We start from the raw sequence: 19,612 nt of genomic DNA on the forward strand, positions 1-19,612 counted from the left end.
ACGCGTTCAGCCAGGCCCAGTTGCGTGGCTGGCTGAGTCGGATGGTGGTCGCCGGAGCACTGCCCGAGCGCGTACTGGGCTGGACGGACCGCCTCGACGACCTGTCGGTCACGGACCGGCAGGAGGCAGAGAACGACCCGGTTGCCGAGGCATTCCGGCACCTCACCAGGGTGGTCGAGGACCCGTCGGCGACGGGCCGGGACAGGCCTGGCTTCATCGTGGTCGAAGGCATCTCGCTGCTGGACGCGCTCGGCATCGTCGTTCACCAACTCTCCTGGCTGGCCGATCGGACGGCCGCCGAGAAGTTCCTGGGATCAGCGGGCCAACCAACCGACTTCGACCGCGCCTACCGGGCGTTGCGTATGGAGCAGGCGGCCGTCCGGTTCGTCGCGTCGGAGTTGGACGCCGTGACGCGGCAGCGAATGGCCGAGCCGGAGCCGGGGCTGCCGATCCGGCTGCGGTATGCGCTGACCGGCGCGCACTGGTTGCTGGACGCCACTCCCGCGGACCTCGCAGAATATCTGCACCGCGTGCACGGGCTGGGCGACGGCGTGGCACCCGCCGGGCAGGCCGACGCCAATCCGTCGGTGGCTTCCGGTGAGACCGATCAAGCCGTGTCGCGGTTGGACGACGCGGCCAGACGCGAGATCGGTGAGTTCGCCAAGCGCGGTGTGCGCGGGCTTGCCGAGCACCTGAGGGGTGCGGGGCTGGCATGGGTGACCCCGGAGTCACTGGAGGAGCTGATAGACGAGGTGCTTTCCGGTGCCTTCGAGTTGAGTCCGCGCGGGATCGCTGAGGCCTTCCCGTTCGGTAGTGGTGAGCAGGCGCAGGCGGCCCGGTTGCGGTTGCGGCCGTACCTGGGTGTGTCGGGCCTTGTGGAATGGGGTTCCGGGCGAGTGGGGCTGCGGGTCGGCGACGAGGTCGGTGTCGTGGCGGCGACGCTGGTCAAGGAACTGGCGACGCTGCTGTCCGGATCGTTCGCCGACGCTGTGGCGGCGTTGGATTGGTCGTCGGAGAGCTCTTGGACGGACGCGGTACACCGCGTGATGCTGGAGCGGGAGAAGGCACATCACCGTGCGATGCTGGCCTGGGCGGCCGGACTGGATGGGCCGCTTCCTGCCGGGCTGGCCGACCTCGTCCGGGAGCTTCGGACGCAGCCGTCGGAGCTGGACGCGCTGGTCGAGTGGCGCTACCCATTGACTGGGGAGACGGCGTGGCATTCGAAGAACGTTGTCGAGGCGCTGCGCGACGGCCGCCCGGTGGTCGAGCCGAGCATGGGCCCGGATCGGCATGAGCGCAACAGCCCGATGGCCGGGTTCAACCACACCAGGAAGGTGCCAGCCGACATCAGTATGCCGCTGGACGCCGACGAGTTCGTCACCGCGATGGGCCTCGTCGACGAGGCGGCGCGAACGTCGGTCGCTCTCGCGCATCACGTGCCTGTCGAGCAGCTGTCGACGCTCCGGTCGAACGCATCGCAGGCGAAGGAACTGCCGGGTGACGTCCTTGCAGAGATGTGGCTGGCGGCCGAGTTCGCCGTCATTGAATACGCGCGACGGCTCAACCAGGCGACCTCGGAGAACCTCGCGGCGATCGAAGCTTCCTACGCCCGTGGTCGCGCCAATGCTGAGCACGCCGCCGAGTCTCCGATCGCCGACTTGCGGGCGATCGTCGCGGATCGGGTTTCGGCAAATTTGGACGCGATCGTGTGGTTGGCTCAGCATGCCGCGAATGTGGAGATCGCGAAAGTACGGTTGGCTGATGCGCTACGCCAACGGCGGCGAACCAACGGGCTTGCTGGAATGGCGATCGCGGATCAAGCCGAGGTCGACAAGCGGATAGCCGAAGCGAGACTGGCGGTCAGCCAAGCACATCTGGAGTACGAGCGAGCCAAGAGAACCGCTGAAGCACACCAGGACCGGGTGGAGACAGCTAAACGTATCAACGAAGCAGTGGCCAGGGCGCGCACGGCAGCCGAGTTGAGTAATCCCGTACCTTCCACCGCTGAGGAATGGGCCGGGCCACCACCGCCGGAGCAACACCGCACTGCGTGGCACGCGTGGCACGCGGTGGCGTCGCTCGAAGTTATGTGGCGCAGGGTCGACCAGGCGGCGGCTACGGATGGCAGGTGGGTGCGAGCCGGAGAACTCGCGCGGCGAATGCGCGAAGCGATTCTGGACACCGGTAAACAGGTCGAGGAGTACGCACGAGCCGCGGCAACGGTCAGGTCTACCGCCGACGTGGTCGACGCAGCCGCCAAACTCACCGAACTGAGCGCAGCGTTCCGGACCTACAACCAGCGGTTGCGTAATGAACTGGAAGCCGATGACCGGCTGCGTGACATGCTGCACGATTTGCAGCCTGATCAGCCGGTTGCCTGGCCTGCGGAGTCCGCGCAGGCCGGCCGGGAACTGGCGGATGGGTTCCTCTGGCGCCCGGATGGGGCGAACGAGCGCGCGCTGCGAAGTGCGTCGGACCCGTTCTTGCTTGACCCACTGGGGCCCAGCTATGCCGCCATCGCCGAACTGGGAGTCGTGAGGGACGATCAGGGTCGACCGCGCTTTGACGACCGGTCGCAGGTGCTGCTCGCGGCTCTGTATCGGGGGCTCCAAGAGGCAACCGGCCTTACCCGGGACGAGGTGGCAGGCGAGACCGAGGGTTATGTCGAGTTCCTGCGGTTGAATCCGGTCACTGACCCGACTCCGGACACGTTGTTCGCCGCGGTCGGGCAGAACCTGTTCGACAGGCTCGAACTGCTGCGGGAGGAGGCGGCGCAGGCCGACAAGTACCGAGTCGGGCCGTCGGACTGGCGGGACAATCTGGCGTGGCTGCGCTCCTTCTACGGTGAGGCACTGGTGATCGGTCCCCGCCCCGGCCCTTCGACCTACCTGCACCTGCGTGTTCTCGCCCAGTTGCCCGCCTGGATTCACCAGCGGAACTCGGCTTGGCTCAACGGCGTCGGTGGCCGCATTCAGGTGGGTAGCGGGCTGGTCGAGTATCTCGGCTCCGGACAGCGAGCGAGGTTCGCCGCTCTACACGACGGGCATGACCAGCATTGGCCGTCCGGGGCGGGCGTCCAGGACCGCAGCGGTAGAGAGATCGTGATCGGCTGGACCGGGCATGCTTCTCTTTCTTCGGATGGTCAGTTCACCGGACTCAGCTACCTGTGGAATCCGGCGCCGGGTTCGCTCACCAGTAGGTCGTACCTGGGCTTCCTGACCCCGGCTCACGAACTGACCCACGGAATCACCGTCGCGAACGTACCGTCGGCGGCTGAACAGAGGCTGAGCGACAACCCGCGGTGGCTTCGGTTGTACGAAGAGATCAGGACGTTGCCCTACCACCAGCTGCCCTGGTACACCTTGGACAGTGCGGAGGAGATGCTCGCCGACCTCGGTGCTCTTTACGCGATAGAGCAGGGCGGCGGTAACGGACAGGAGCGGCCGAACGGCGTCGACCTTGGTGCTGTACTGGGCGTGGACATGCCTGCCGACCCGCCTCGGGTAGTGGTCGGCAGGGACGGGTCGGTCACCGTTACGGCGGAGGGTGGACCCGCCCGTGGCTCTCGAGTTCGGATCGGTCGAGATGGTTCCATCACGGTGACCGATGCGGACGGCGTTGAGCGCTTCTACCCGCCCGGAAAGCATTCGTTCACGCTGGCGGACTTCGGCGAAGGGTTGGACACGGGTGCGGGTGGTCCTGGCACCCGGATTACGACCGACGAGAGTTCGGCGAGTGTTCACCTGGCCAATGACCTGACACGGATCACGGTCGACCGTGCGACCGGGCAGGTTGGCATCCTGGTGGAAGGCGACGAACTCGCAAGGGTCACACCGGATGGTGCGTTGGTACCGGTACTGGGACGGCCGGGTCACTATCCGACCGAGGAACCGCGGGTTGAGCTCGACCGTGCCACCGGTGTCGCGCGACTGAGTACCAGCGGGGCAGCGGTCGAGACGGACGTGGACGGCGTCACCGCTATCACTTTGAGGCCCAACCGAACCGCAAGCGGGCTCGGACCGTTCGAGCTGTTGTCCGAGCTCGTCGGGTTCTTCGAGCAGCAGCTTGTTCACCCGACAGCCAAGGGCACTTCCGCGCACTACTGGTCCAGTTCCTTCCACACTATGTGGAATCTGCTGCCGAGCTGGTTCGAATGGTTCAGCCAAGTGGCTCCCGACGCGGCACACACACTGTTCGATGCCCAGCAGGTGAAGGAAATTGACCAGAGTTGGAAACGGTTGCGGTCCCTGCTGGCGGCGAACAGTTCCCTTGCCGAATTGATCGAGGCGGCACACCAGGTCGCGCAGCGTAGCGATGCCGGCTTGGATCGGTGGCTCAAAGCGATCCCGAAGCTGCCGCCGAAGCTGAGATTTCTCGCCGAGGCGGTTTTCGTGCAGGCGGTGCAACAGCGAGCAGGCTGGACATACCTTGCCGTGCCGGGCGGCCCGCTCTCCGAGCTCTTCCTCACGGAAGCTCAGCACGACCGGCGAGCGGGTCAGGCGTTGCTCGAGGCGGCGCTGTCGCACCGCCACCTCCCGACATGGATCACACGGCAGGCTTACGACACCTTTGTCGAGCCCGACGGTGTCACTGTTGGCCATATTGTCGACCTCGTCGCCCGCGTACACGGACAGGTCGGATCGAGCTACCCGTCTTTGCCGCAACGGGTAATCGAACGTGTGGAGACACTCTCGCAGGACGTCCGCACGCACACGGGCGTTTCGGAGGAGCATCGCCAGGTCCGCATCGACTACCTGGAACAAGCTCGTGCGATGGCGCAACGGCTGGAGCAGGCGGTCGAACGAGCCGAACCCGCTACGGTCGCCAGTGAACTCGGTTGGCTGAGGCAGCAGCTTTCCGCACTGCGTGGTCTCGGGCTCGAGGTGTTGCCCGTTGGGACGCAACCGGAGCCGTCGGATGCCCCACCACCGGACAACGTGTCCGAAACGGGTGAGTCCCCTTCCGAGCGCGTACCGGACACCTTCCCTGCCATCGCGCCGCGGGCTGCTCCTCCGCGCGAGCCCGACGCGGGGGAGCCTCCGTCCCCGCCAGATCCGGGTTCGATCACCCTCTCCGCCGAGCGGCGTACGCACATCCTCGACGGTGACGCGACCGGTGGCGGACACCGTCCCGGCACGGGCAAGCCGGGGAAGAGCGAGTTCCCCGTCGGATGGTCGGACGACCGCATCGTCGCCGAAATCCTCGATGTCGCCCGGCGACCCGACCAGGCAGAACTCGAGGATGCACGCTACGAAGGCGGGTCGCCGCGTTGGGTGGTCACCGGATCCCCGGAAGGCGTCAAAATAGTCGTAGTCGTTGAACTGGACGGCACGATCATCGCGGCCTACCCGGAGAGCGGCCCGGGCGTCGTGCGCAACCCGATACCCGAGTCGAGGCCGGCCGTGAGACACGAACCGCCGGAGCGGGTCGTGCTGACCATGAAGGTGGCCCGCAGGATCTTTCACAGCATCGGTGCGCACAGTACCCGGCCAGGGGTGGCGAAGCTGCCCGCTCACTGGTCGGTCGACGAGGCCACGGTGGTGGCCTCGATCACCGAGGCGGGGGAGGCGGCGTTGCGACGCGGTGATGCGCTGAACCGCGTCGAGGGCGACACGCCGCTTTGGCTACTGCACACGGTTCATGATGGAGTCGAACTCACGATCGAGCTCGACTCCGACGGTAGGGTTACGAAGGTCTGGGTGGGGCCGCCTTCGGACGGACCCGCTTGGCCTTTACGGGAGGAAAGCGGTAATGGTCCTCGACGAGGTAGGGATCGCTCGCCGGATGGCGACGCTGCCGGAGCGGCTCGCCGACCGGCTGGACGCGACGAGCCTGGCCGAAGCGACCCGGTACCGGGACGTGGGCGAGTGGCTGCTGGCCGTGGAGAGCCTGCTGCGGGGCCTGCGGACCCGGCCGGAGCCGGTGACGACGCGGGAACGGGCGCAGCTGGTCGAGCTGCTGGAGACGTTCGGGGCGGGCGAGCGGGTGGCGGGGCTGCGGCAGCTGCTGTCGAACCTGCCGGAGGTGTCGAGCCTGACCGAGGCCGAGTTGGAGGGAACGGCCGAGAGCCTGCCGGAGCTGCTGCGCGGCCGCGTCCCGGATCGGGAGCTGCGGGCGCTGGAGGCAGTGGCGGAGACCGGGGACTGGGAGGAACTGGTGACGGCCACGCTGGGACTGTTGCTGCGCGAGGAGATTCCGGTGACGCAGCAGCAGCGGCGGGCATTGTGGCTGGCGCTGGACGCACTGGAACTTCCGACGGTGGAACTGGCGAAGCTGTAGGCGCCCGGGTATCGGGAGCTGATGCCGAGACCCAGTTCACGCCCACCACAGCGGGCCCGTCGAGGGCAGGCGACCTCACGGTTGCGCAGTCACCGGAGCAACTGCTGGATGCGCTGGCCACCCTGGATGCCGACACGGTGTACCGCTGGCTCGCATCCGAAGCGGACATCGACGTGGCGGACCTGTACCACCACTTCGGCCAGGACCTGGCGCTGGCGCTGGCGGTCCAGCTCACGCATGGGTCGCAACGGCTGCGCGGACTGTACGAGCAGTGGTCAGGACTCGCCTGGTCCGACCCGCCCGAGGTGGCCGCGCGTGGCGAGACCGTTCGTGACGGTCTGCGGTCCGCACTGACCGAGCCGGATGCCTTAGCCGCGCCACGCCGGGTCGAGGAGGCGGCCCACTGGTTCGGGTTCACCACAGCCGAGTTCACCAGCCTGCTCGCACGGCTCGGGCTTCCGGTTCAGCCGGACCAGGCCGAGCTGCTGCGGCTGCGGCAGATCGCAGCTGACCTGCTCCTGCGGGGAAGGTGGGCGGCCGAGGAACGGCGCCGATTCGTGGAGTCGGACCCGGCATGGCTGGCCGATGCTTTCCACGTGCGCCCGCCAGAGGTCGAGCCCGCGGCGCTGATACCCGGCTCGGCAGCCGACTTCGTGCCTGGCGCGCTGGCCGAGATCGAGCGATTTGGGGAAGCCGAGCAGATCCGCTTGACGCGAACCGCGCGTTTGCTGATCGAGCGCTACTACTACGGTCTGCCCGCTGGACAGCCCTGGCCGGAACCCATCCCGACCGACGCGGTGCAACATGTCGCGGCGGCCGTCCACAGGCACGGTCCGCGGTTCGCGGCGTGGCTCGTGGGCCAGTTGCCCGGCGCGGTGATCACCAGCGGATTCGCCGAACGCGACGTGTTGACCGAGCTGGCACTCGAACCAACGCCGCAGCAGCCACCCGCGCCATCCCGACCGGCCATGCCCGGGCAGCCTCCGGCGCCTGCCGGGCAGCCGGACGAGGGACCACCCGCGCCGGCTCAGGTCGCGGCCGAGCGGCGGCAACTGGAGGAGGTCCGTGAAGTAGCCGTCCTCCTGGAAGCGCAGCGACGCGGCTGGTTCCAACTCGCCGAGGCGACGAGGCTGATCAAGGACGCCACGGTGCGCGCTGAGCAGGAACAGCTCAACGATGCGCTGCTGCGGGCGGGGGAGCTGGCCGGTCCGGTAGCAGGGCTGTTCGACGCGCTCGGTCCCCGCGTCACGGAATTGGCAGATCGATTGCGGCAGCGTGCCGACGAACACCTCCAGCCCATGAGTGAGGGCCTCGCTCCCGTACAGAGCGCGCTCGCCGAGGGCTACCGCCGCCTCGCCGAGGTCACCGACGACCTCGTTGACCACTACCAGCACCGAAAGGCCGCACTGGACGATGCCGAGGCGGCCATCGCCGGTAGCGAACAGGAAAGCGCGAAACGGCAGCCCGTCGAGGCGGCGCTGGCCCGAGCCGAAGAACTGCGCGCACCGTTCGACGCCGCCGCCGCACTGTTCCTCGACCGGGCGCAGGCGCTGGCGGAAGTCAACGCACGCTTCCGTTTCCTCGCCGGGGACGCCGAATCGGCCGATCCCGCTACGGACGCCCCCCGACTGTTTCGTGGCGTCCCCGATCCCGGTGGCCTGCCTGCGCTCGACAAGCTGGCCGAGCGGGACCTCGCGATCATGGAGCGGGCACTGGAGTTGGCCGACGAGCACGGCCGGTTGGCCGGTGAGTTGAGAACGGCCGGATACTCCGGACGACGTTCGGGCGATTTCGCCCACCTGCGCCTTGCCCCCGGCGTACCTGCGCGGATTCGCCGGCTCGCCGCCGAATTGCACCAGGTCGAGTCGCGGCTGCGTGAGCTCATCCATGGCGACGGTTCCGCCGACAACCAGGGCGCCGGGCTCAGCGTGGCCCTCGACGGCAGCGACACCCGGTTCAAGCAGTTCGACGATGTGTTGCTCCGTCACAAGAAATTCCGTCGTCGGCCGGGGATCTGGCCCGCGCTGCGCCTGCTCGCCGAACTGCGGGAGGCCAGCGAGCACCCTGCCGAAGGGCTCGCCTACGCGTTGCAGTCGTTGAACGCAGGTGACTACGCCGACGGGTCGTTCACCGATGTGTACGGCAAGGTCGTGCAGCGGATTCGCACCGAGCAGCTGACCGAGTTCCCGATCACGGCGCTGTCGTTCGACGTCCCCCACTACCGGCTTCCCGATCCGGTAGCGGCCAGCGAGCCGGAGTTCCACAACATTGTCAGGGTCGGCTGGTGGTCGGGTCGGCTATACCGTCCCGGGTTCACCATCCGGCTCGTGGTGACCGATGCTGCCGACGCGCCCGCCGTGCGCAGGTCGGACGCATTCCCCGGCGGTTGGGTGGAGGGTGGTCAGCTCGTCGTCGAGGTGCGTCGGCACGCGAGCCCGGACGAGGTGGACGCCGCGCTACGAGAGATCGTGCGCGCCGAGGTGGGCAAGTACCGGCCGCAATTGCCGGGTATCGGGGCCTACGCCCGTAACGTATGGATGAGCGAGGGCGGCGGGTTCACGGGCCTCGCGGGAGGCGCCACCGGATCCTGGCTGGGGTCTCTGGGCGTGAACGAGGTGTTCCTGGTCGGCCGGGTCGTGTACCACGCGTGGTCCAGCGTGGTTTCGCCGTTCACCTGGTACCGCGGCGCCGCGTACCAGATCGAGGCAGCCAACGAGATGCGTCGGCTGCGGGCGACGTGGCGTGGGGGAATCGGACCGACTATCGAACTGCTCACCACAGGAGCCAACAAGGCTGTTCAGTCGCTGTCGCCTGCGGCGGAGGTCTTCCACACCGAGCTGCCGGACGCTGCGCCGTACGAGTCGCGCGCCGAACTCGACGACACCGAACTGAGCACGTTCGGCGCCGCCGTGGAGTCACACGGACGGCGGCTGGCGGACCTGCTGAACAGCAAGTCGTTTCCGCAGTCCTATATACAGAACCAGGAGCAGGCGAAAACGATCGAAGGGATCCGCCGCGCCGCGTGGGAGCCACCTGGCGGCGCGCAGCAGGATGCTGCCGGCGCGGACGTCACCGAGTACGGCACGCTGGTTATCGAACTCGACAGCGGCGAGACCCTGCGAGCGGCAGTGGTCCTCGGCATCGCGCCGCATTCCTACCAGCTGCTCAAGGGCGGCAGAGTAGAGGGTTCCGAGCTGCGTTACTGGATCGGGCTCGCTCCGAACCTGCAACGCACCGCCGCTGCGGATGCCGCGATCTGGGATGTGCTCGCCACGCAGATCGTCAACGTGATCGCCAAGGGGCCCACGGTCTGGCTGCAACCAAGCTTCTCGAAGTACATGAGGGAAAACCTCACCATGTGGCCCGTGGAGGCCACCATGGCAGGTGCGTTCGGAATGCTCGCCGGTACACCCGAAATGATCACGCCGTTGGCCACCGCGAGTCTTGGCTCTCGGGCTGGGCGGATGACGGCGCGGTACATCAACTTCAAGCACCTCGCGCTGGCCTACGTCCTGTGGACGGAGGCGATTCGAGAGCGCCAGATGTTCGCGACGCTGCTCGATCCCGCCGCCCTGCTGGACATGGCCGACCGGTCGCTGCGGATTCTGGGCGCATCCGTGCGCGGCCAGGATGCGCTCGAAGCGGAACTGAACCGGCACCGACCAAGCCAGGCCACGACACCCGAACTCGTTCCCTCGGATGCCACCGAACTGCGCCGAGTCGCCGCCGAACAGCTGGCCAAGCGAGCCGCCAACCGGGACGAGGTGCGGGCCGTCGAGATCGACGACACCGACGGCAAGCCAGTCGTGGTCATCAGTGCGAAGCCGAAGCGCGGCAGGCCGAAGCTACCTGACGAGGTGCGGATCGCGGTCGAGGTGGATGGCGACCTGCCTGGGACGATCTCGCCCATGGTCACGCACGCTGCGGTGACGACGCGCGGCCGACTCGACGTCCGCAAGTTCACGATGCTGCTGCCCAGCCAGTGGATCGACGACGAGCCGCGGCTGCCTGCCGATGAGATGCGCCAGCTGCTGGCCACCAAGCTGGATGACATTCTGGACCGTGAGGCGCACCTGCACCCCAGAGAGATGAGTCAGCTGGCACTCCAGGCGTTCGGAACCGCTATGGGTAGCGGCGCCGTGAACTTCGGGGTCAACGTCGACAACCCCGCTGCGGCCGGGCCGGAAGCGGTCGGGGTAGCCACGGCCACGGGCGACGGCGCGATGCAGGTCGTCACCACTCGCGCGACGGCCGAGCGAAAGTCACAGGCGCTGCAGAAGCAGCTGAACCCGCGTGCGGCCACCGCGAGCGCCATGGACGACTGGGTTCGGCACGGCATACGGCGGCTGCACCAGACGGACCGGACCCTGCTCGAGCTGACAGACCAGCATGTCGACGACCCCGCGCAGGCCGAGCGGCTCCGGAGTCTGCTCGCCGACCCGGCTGCCGAACCGGAACGCATGATCGATGCTTTCGAGCGGCGGCTCGCTGACGGCACACTGGTCGACGATATTCCGCACTTGTCCAAGGTGGAGAAGCTCGGACCCGGCGAGTACGTCCTCTACATCGACAAGGTGCCCGCCGCTGGTCCGTGGGAGATCGGCGCGAAGGTGCAGGGTGCACACCGGCAGCAGCTGATCCTGCGGTTGCTGCCCGGCATACCGGGAGAGCCGACCCGGCTGTGGCCCAACTCGGTCGATTCGGCCGCGATCGGTATCGGTGACGACGTGGAATCTCTGCTGCAGCAGGTGAGCGTCCTGACTGCCGTGTACTACAACGGCTCGACGGGTGTGCCGGGACGGTCGCAGTTGCTCGTCATGGATGTGGGGGCGGGCAACATCGGTGGGCTTGCCAGCCGGAGTGCCACGGAGATCGTCAGGGGTGCCGGTGCCACCGGCTTTGGGGTGCAGGCCGCGGGCGCGGGCGTTTCAATGGCTGTCAACGCGACCTCGCGAACCTGGTTCGGGCGCGGCAATTTCCTTGCCGGCGAACGGGTCCGCCTGCACCTGTCCTACGACTCCGCCCCGCTGTCGCCGGACCGCGACCAGTACGCGCAGTTCCTCGCGACCCGGCTGGACGGATACACCCGGAAGCAGGCGCTGGTCTACCTGGAGATCGCGCAGATCGCCGGTTGGTATCAGCCCGAGACGATCCGGATATTGCGCGAGCGGTTCACCGACGAGCAACCTCGGCCGCTGGCCGAGGCGCTCGCCGACTTCGGGCTGGACCTGGATCGGTTGCCGGACCACTGGACCTGGGCCGATCTGGACCGGGCCGTGCTGGCTGCGCGCGCGGGCGGCACGCCACCGGATTCCGCGCCGCAGACTCTGTTCGGGGCTTCGCTCGGGTTGGAGTCCGCCGGACCCGGGGGCATGGCCAGCGAGGCGGCGTTCCAGGTGCTGTGGGCGGTCGCCGGTGCACAGCCCGACCTGGTGCGGGAGGTGGACGCGGGCCCGCCCGACGCCTCAGGAGCGCAGCCGGTTCGGCTGCACGTGGCGGAGGTGGCCGAGGGAGAGGCCGGTGCTCGCCCGGTGGGCAGGACGACCGTCACCGTGAACTCCGCGCTGCCCACCCCGGACACCGAAGGCGCCCCGGCCCCCCGGTGGATGCGGGTGATCGAGCAGGCGCTGGCGCACCGAGACATCCAGGATGCGGGCACGCTTGCCGGATTGCTCACGGAGGTGTCCGGCAGCCGGACGGTTGTGAGCCGACCCGAGTCGGCGTCCGGCCTGGAGGCATTGCTGCGCAGGCTCGCGGATGCCGGGCTGCCGCTGTTGCTGCGAACTGACGCCGCAGAGATCACGGGCCTGGTGCCGCGGCTCGACGACCAGGGCGGGCTCGACCTGCGATCCCCGCCTGGGGCCATCGGGATCGAGTCGCTGCCGCATGACCTGTGGCGACCGGGAGATGCGGTCGTTCACCCTGTGCTGCCCGACGCACGGCCCGATCAGCCCGGTGCCGACGCGGGGTCACCCGCACCGGACATTGTGGACCCAGGGCGATGGGACCGGCTCGACGGTGGGCCCGTCCCCTATGCCTCAGCGCAGTCCAATACGGACGAATACAAAGGAGGCGAGCGGGCGCCGCGAGGGTCACCGCAGCGCCCGAACAACAAGGATCCAAGTGATACCGCGACATCGGTAGCGCGAGACCCCGCGCCTGCGGGGAGAAGTCTAGTGCGTCCGCGCGAACCGCGGGCTCATCCTCGCGCCAGGCAGGGCGATGTTCCGCCACCCGAGCCGGAGATCCCTCCGGGAAGGCGAAAACGGAGATCCGATCACCCTGTCGACGACGGTCACGTTCCGCGGCGTGACGCTGACGATTCCGCAGGCATGCGAGCGCACGGCACGAACCCGTCGATGAGCGAGCTTTTCCACATGCGCTTGCGAAGTTTCGACGGCGGAAGTTTCGACGACCAGGCCACTCCGTACGCATCGACGGCTGAACCATCGAGCGGTGCGGGTACTCATGACGTCGAATCTCCTTCTGTCCAGCCAAGTTCTCTAGAAGTTTACCACGGTGACCACGGGCATGCACCTGTAACTTCCCTGGGCGAAGGGAGTTCTCCAGCCTCCGGTAACCCGTTCTTCACCGAAGGCGGGCCGCCCGGGGACGTGGCGATCACGGTGGAGGAGCCGAGCGCGCCCGGACTGGCGGCCTCGGTGCCGGGCAGCGACGAACTCCCGCACCTGAGAACGCTCGCCGCCGAACTGAACCCGGTGCTGAGCAGGCACGGCTTGCCGGACGTGACGGCCGCAGAGCTCAGCGGGCTGCTGTTTCCGTGGTTCGCGAAGCTGTTCCGCACCGGCGGGCACCGCCTGGTGTTCGGGCCGGTCGAGGTCGACCTCGCGTTCCGCATGCGGTCGGCCTCGCGCGTGCACACCCCAGTCGTGCTGGATCGGATGAGCGAATCGCAGGTCCAGTTGCCGGAAACGGCCGCGACCAGCGGTTCCCACGGCGAACGCGTCTACATCGGACAGCTTCCGGTCACGCTCGCGGTCGCCGGTCACGACGTCGGGTTGGACCCGATCGTGCGTGTCAACACACGAAGCGACGTGGAAACCAGCGTGGTGTCGCCCACGACGAGGTCCGGGCAGGGGCACGAACTTCGGGGAGACGTGTCCATGTACGACGTCGAGATCGAAGCGGAGGCAAGAATCCGGGTGGCTGCGGGCGAGCTCGAAGCGGTGGCGCTCGGCAACGAGTGGTTTCCCGTCTGGGTACTGGACGCCTACCAGCGGCCACTGACCGACCCTGTGGTGTTCCGGACCGGCCGCCGCGACGAAGCCGAGCTACGCAAAGAGAGTCGAGTGTCCAGTCTCGACAGAGTCACTCACCTGATCGATGCCTTGCTCGAAACACTGCCGGTTTGGACGCGAACGGACCCCGACGTCCGGGCACAGGTGGTGCGTCAGGTGCACGGCGTGTTCGCGGGTATGCGCGACGCGCTCGATCCGGTCGAAGGCTACCCGGTGGAGATCCGTGATTCCCGCGGCCGGTCGATCCACCGGCCGGTCGTGCGGATCCGACTCGACTGGGCCCGCGCGCGGCCGACACACGAGGCAGCCAAGTGGATCAACTACGGCCACGTTTCCAGCATGTTCGGCCACGTGCGCGTCACTCATCGGCACGGACTCGGTCGAGCGTGGGGAATGGCCGGTGGCGTTGCCGTCACCGGCGAGTACCTGCGCGGCCGGGTTTCGTCGCGCGCCGTGGGATTCGACAACGGGTTCTACGTCTTCTCCGAGGAACTGGCCTTCCGGCCCAAGCACACCTACGACGTTCCCGCGTCGATCACCGTAACGCACGGCGAGGCCGAGGGAGCCGAGGCTCGCACGGCGATTCGGCTCGACAGCGCGGCGTACGTGCAGGTACCCGCCGAGGTCGCCGCGGCGAACGGGCTGGCGATCGGTCGCGCCGAGTTCGTGACCGACGAAAGTGGTGAACCGCTGACGAGAGTGGAGCGCCGACCGGTGCTGGACGTTCACCGGGTGGTGCGTGTGGACGAACACGGTGAGAGGCCCTGGGACACTCACGTGGTACCCGTGTTGCACGGCGGGCTGACGCCACCGGGGCAGGAACGAGTTGGCCCTGCCGGGTCGTTGCGGCACGGCCCGGGCCTGCTGGACAAGGTCCACGCGGTCACCGGCCTGCACTCGCTGCGGCAGGCGGTACGTACGCTGCTCGCGCAGCACGGTGCCACGCCGGAACAGGCCGACGCCATCGCCGAAGGGTTCACGGAGGACACAGCGGGGCTGTGGCTTGCGGAGGCGGCACAGGGTCTGCGCATACCGTTCCGGGCAACCGGACAGCGGGGCGAGGAGCGAGTCGCGGAGCTGCTTGTCGAATCAACTATGGACAGTACTGATCGGATCGTGCTCGGGCATCGCGAGCGCGGACACTCGGTCGCCGCGGTGATGGCCAGCGCGCGAGTGAGCAACCGGGTGGAGTCGGCCAGGACCCGGCGGCTCGGAGTCGCCTACCTTTCGGGCAAGGGTCGCCGTGAGGTGACCAGCGGGGTTCGCGGGGCCGACACCACCTGGCAGTTCGGCGGGTCTCGCGTGAAGTACGCCGGTGGCACCACCGAACTGCTGGTGGCGGTCAGCTTCCGCGTCTCCGTGGTCGGCTCCGCTGCCGGGCCGGTCGAGATTCGCGACCAGTACGCACATCTGTCCACTCCGGACTTGCGTGTCGCGGAACTGGGCGGGGCAGCGGTTGCTACGCCGGATGGTGTGCCGCTGGAGCTGCTGGCAGCCGGCAGTCCGGTCCGGCTCGACACCGACGGGCTGCTGGAGCAAGTGCAAGCGGTGCTGGGCGACCCTGCGCGCCCGGGTGGCGGCCGCCGGGCGGCGGTGACGGCGGCACTGGGCAAACACAACCTGCTCGCGCGGGTTCCGGCGATGCTGTCCGACGGTGTGCCGGTGGGCACGGCGGAACTCACGGCAGCGGTGAAGCGCATCCGTGCGATTCGGATGCTGGACAAGGTCGAGAGCGGTTCCCAGGCATTTCGGCTCAGCGGGCGACAATCCGAGGTCCTCGAGCGCAGGAAGCTCTTCGCGGAGGTCGGTCCCGGCGCCGGTTTCGCCGGGGGCGAGACGACGGCGACGACGATCGATGTCGCGGCCGATCCGAGCGGCGAGCTGGAGTCCGACTGGGCGATACCGGTCTCGGCCGTGCTGCTGGAGGCAGAGCTGGAAATCCAGGTCAGCGGACCGGTCGCCGAGGGGCCTACCGCGAGAGCGACCTACCAGTGGGTGCTCCCGCTGCCGCAGGCACTGGAGTTCTACGCCCGAGCGGACAACGCGCTGGCGGACGCGCTACCGGCGGACGTCGTCGACGACGCGCTGCGGCAATGGTTCGAAGGGCACCGGAGTGTGCCCGAGCGGATGGCGGCCGGACAGCTCATGCTCGATCCGCTCGTCGCGGCGGGCGCGGTGCTGCGGCGCTCCCGCGAGCTCCTCGGCTCGGGTACGCCGATCGACCGGCAGCTCGTCTCGCGCGCCGTGGAGCAGTTCGCCGCGGTGGAGGTGGCCGAATCGGCGAGCGACACCGCCCTGCTGGACACGCTCGAACACTCGCTGCTGCATGGGCGCGTCGCGGAGCCCACCTACCGGGACAACCCACCGCCCTACTCCGGTCTGCTCCGGTTCACCGGCTGGCGACCGCAGGCCGGTGAGCCCGACCAGTCCGACTCGCCGTACGCCAATGCACTGCGTGGGCTTCGGCGGTTGCGGGCCGAGCTGGTCGACAGCCCCGGCGTGGTCGCCCAGTTGCGGGACGCGCTTGCCGAGGGGCCGAACCTGCGGCACACCCAGCGGCTCGCGGCCGCAAAGGGGGGCACCGTGCTGTACTCCGGGCCGGTGCGGATGGGCAAGCGCGGGTGGCGGCAACTCCAAGCCCGCTACGAACTCGTCCCCGTCGACCAGCCGCGCCGGCTCGGCGTCTCCTGGCACCGAGGGGACGAGTACCACGCGCGTAGCTGGCGGTTCGGCAGCCGGACGAAGGGGAGGGTCGTCGCCACCAGGCTCGGCGCGACCGCGGGACACGGTGCTGGTCCGGCGGACCTTTCCGGCGACGGTTACGGCACCCAGGGCGCGGCATGGAGCTCCACCGAGTCCGGTGCCAGGATGCGAAGTGAAGCCCTGCTCGCCAGGGAAGGCGATGTGCTGTACCAGCAGCGGTTCGAAGAGCGCATCACCTGGACGCTGCGGCCGATGCCGAAGGGCCGACTCGCCGCGCTGCTGGGCAGGGTCGGCATGGGACGCCCGCGAGTGGTTACCGAGACGTCGCGCGGAACGGCGCTGCTGAGCTACCCGACGAGCTTCCTCAACGGGCAGGCCACAGGTCCGCAGCAGCGCAGCGACCTGCGCAGGCTCACCGATCTCGGTGGGCTACGCAGGCAGGCGTTCGTGGAGGGGAGGCCGCAGGAAGTGTTGCTGCCTGCCGCCCTTCGTGCGACGCGGGGTCTGCTCGGGTACGCGGGCTCGCAACGCGCCGCCGAGGGGTTGCGGCACCTGTTCAGCCAGGCACGTGCGGGCACGCTCTGGGGCATGCTCGCCGACGGAACGCCCACCTCGGTGGCCAAGGTCGGCGAGGACAGCGGTCAACTGGTCGACATCCACGCACAACTGAGCCAGGCTCAGCTCGAAGTGGTCGGTCACTACTCGGGCAACGTCGGTTTCGGCAGGTCGGACCGCTCGGACGAGACCGTGACCCAGCGGCGCGACGTTTTTCGCGGGATCGCGGTGAAGGGCACGATCGGGCTGCCCGGCGGTTCCCTTCCCGCCGCTGGTCTTCCGTACTCCGAGAAGGCGAGCTGGCGCGGCTACACCGAGTCCCGCCTCGGCGAATCCGCGCGCTCGGGACACCGGCGCGACCAGGCACTGAAGGAACACAGCCCGCTCGTTCTGGTGCGGGTACGTGCCCGGTTCGCGATCACCGCCGAGTTGACCGAGTCGCTCGGCCCGAGACTGCCGGGCAGGCGCAGCAGGCTCGGTACGACCACCGACCCGACGGACATCCTGCTCGCCATCGAGGAGCACAAGCTGAGTGGGCTGCGGCAGCGGCTGGAGGGCACACGGCCGTGGCTGTCGCCGACCGACCCGGTGCGGGAGGCTCGGCTCGCGGAACGGGTCAGGCGCACACTGCGGGACTGGTGGCTGCAGGCCGAGCGGAACCCGGTGCGGGTGGAGCCCGCACTGCTGCGGGCGGCACGAACACCGGAATACGACCCGCAACGACCGGGACGTGCACTCGCGCGACTGGCTCGCGCGGAACTGCCACGGCTGACCCGACCGGGGGCACGGCTCAAGGTGGTGAGCGACCAGGCCGCCGCTCAATCCGAGCACCTGCACGGGGTCGCAGCTGAGGTGCTCGGCTTCCTGGACGAACTCACCCGCGCCCTACCACAGGACATCACCGGAGGGCAGCGGCCGGGAGGCGCCCACACCATGGCGGCCATCGAGCAGGCGAGGACCGTCTTCTCCACACTGGCGAGCACCACTGAGACGTTCGCGGCGGCACGCGAGCGGTTGGTTGCGGCGCAACGAGCCACCGCCGAGCGGCACCCGGCGCCCGACCCGGTGCGTGCCGAACTGGCCTCGGCCAGGGTGGCTTTCGCCGCGGCGGAGCGGGGAAGGCAGGAAGCGATCAACGCGGCCCGTGCGGCGCTGGCCCCGCTGGAGGAGCACGACTGGGAACACGCGATGTCGTGGGCGACCCTGCTCGGCCCACACTACGGTCTGCTGGCGGACATCGCCGCGACCGTGACCGACCTGACCGACCAGCCATGGGCGGCGCCGCGACCGGAGTTGATCCCGGGCGAGCTGGTGGCCGACCCCGTGGAGGTGGCGAGGGAGCTGGCAGCCGAGCTGTCCTTCGACGACCGGGCTGCCGTCGAGGTCGCCCTTGAGGTCGTCGCTTCGGACGGCCACGTGAGCCGGTTCCGGGTGACCGGCGACGGCGGGGTGCGACACGAACAGGGCGTTTCTGCAGAGGAATCGCTTCCGGACGCGCTGCGTGCGGCGGCGCGGGAGAAGCGGCTCGACCTGGAGGCCGAGTGGGAGCGTGCGCAGTTGACGGGTAGGCCGCTGACCGAAGTGGTCGCCACCGCGCGCAACCACGCCGCCATCCGGGCCGCCTGGGCGGGCGTGGACGTGGACGCGGTCATCGAGCAGGCGAGCAGCCTGGCACGCCCGGCCGAGGAACTGCTCACCGAACACCAGCTGCGGCAGCGGAGGTGGCAGGCCGAGCACGAGGTGGAGTTCCGCGCGGCGTTGCGGCGCGTGCTGCCGGATCTCGACGTCGGTCGACTGCTGGAGTTCGGTCGCGACGTGCACCTGCGGGAGCTGTTCGACCTCTTCGGCGCCGAGGAGTTCCCCGACGCCGTGGCCGCGGCGCAGGCAAGGGGGATGGCATACGTGGTCGGTATTCACACCGAACTCGGCCACAACCCGACGGTACGCAGGGCCGCCCTGCGTGCCGCCCCGGCAGGCGCGACGTGGCGTGACCGGGCCGAAAGCGCCGAGCCGCTCGCCGCCGCCGCGGGGTGGTTCGGCTTCGATCCCGCACAGCCCGTGGAGGTCGAGCGGTTCCGTGCCCTGCTGCGACGTGCCGGGCTCGCGGTGCAACCGTCGCCCACCGAGCTGGACACGTTGCGAATGCTGGCTGCCGACCTGGCGCTCGATCACGACCTCTACGAGAGCGGTCAGCGCAGGCAGGTGGTCGAACTGGACCCGGGCTGGCTGCTCACCGGGCTGCGGGTGCGACCCTCGTACCTGCCGCCGCTGACGCCGCTGCCGCCCGCCCCGAATCATCCGCGCCTCGAGCGCACGACCGATCTCGTGCTGGATCGCTACTACCGAGGTTGCGCTGCCGGGGCACGGCGATCCGGCGCACGCGCTCCCCGAGCGTTTCGGGATCGGGTCCGGTCGGCGGTGTATCACTACGGCGTGGCCTTCGGGGCGTGGCAGGCGAGCCGGCTACCCGGTGCCGAACCCTTGGACGACACCGTGCCACCGGACTTCCTGGCGCAGATCGGTGATCCGAACACCCCGACCCGGCAGCAGCAGTGCTACCTGAACGAGCATCGCCTACGTCCGCAGTGGACAGCGCCCGGAACCGATCTTCCGGCTCACGACCGCCGTCGCGCCACGGTGGTCGGCGAATCCGGCGACATCGAGCGCGCCGAGGGCGACGACGCGCCGCAGACCGTCCTGTTGAGTGTCGGCACCCACTTGTTCCCCGCGCTGCCCTTCGAGCCCGACCGGCCGTGAACCTTCTTGGCCGGAAGCCACCCGCGGGCGCCCGCGATGCGTAGGCTGGCACGGACGTG

1 protein-coding gene (running past one end of the window) is annotated in these 19,612 nt (G+C 68.9%); it reads left to right on the top strand.

Features of this window, described 5'->3' with window-relative positions:
* Positions 1-19,553: the 3' end of an EndoU domain-containing protein gene (locus SACMADRAFT_RS01245; RefSeq protein WP_009151954.1), read on the top strand. Its footprint begins 23,983 nt before the window's first position; the window shows 19,553 of its 43,536 coding nt (coding positions 23,984-43,536); its start codon lies off the left edge, out of view; the stop codon is at positions 19,551-19,553.
* The last annotated feature ends 59 nt before the right edge of the window (positions 19,554-19,612 follow it).

The organism is Saccharomonospora marina XMU15 (assembly GCF_000244955.1).
Classification (GTDB): domain Bacteria; phylum Actinomycetota; class Actinomycetes; order Mycobacteriales; family Pseudonocardiaceae; genus Saccharomonospora_A; species Saccharomonospora_A marina.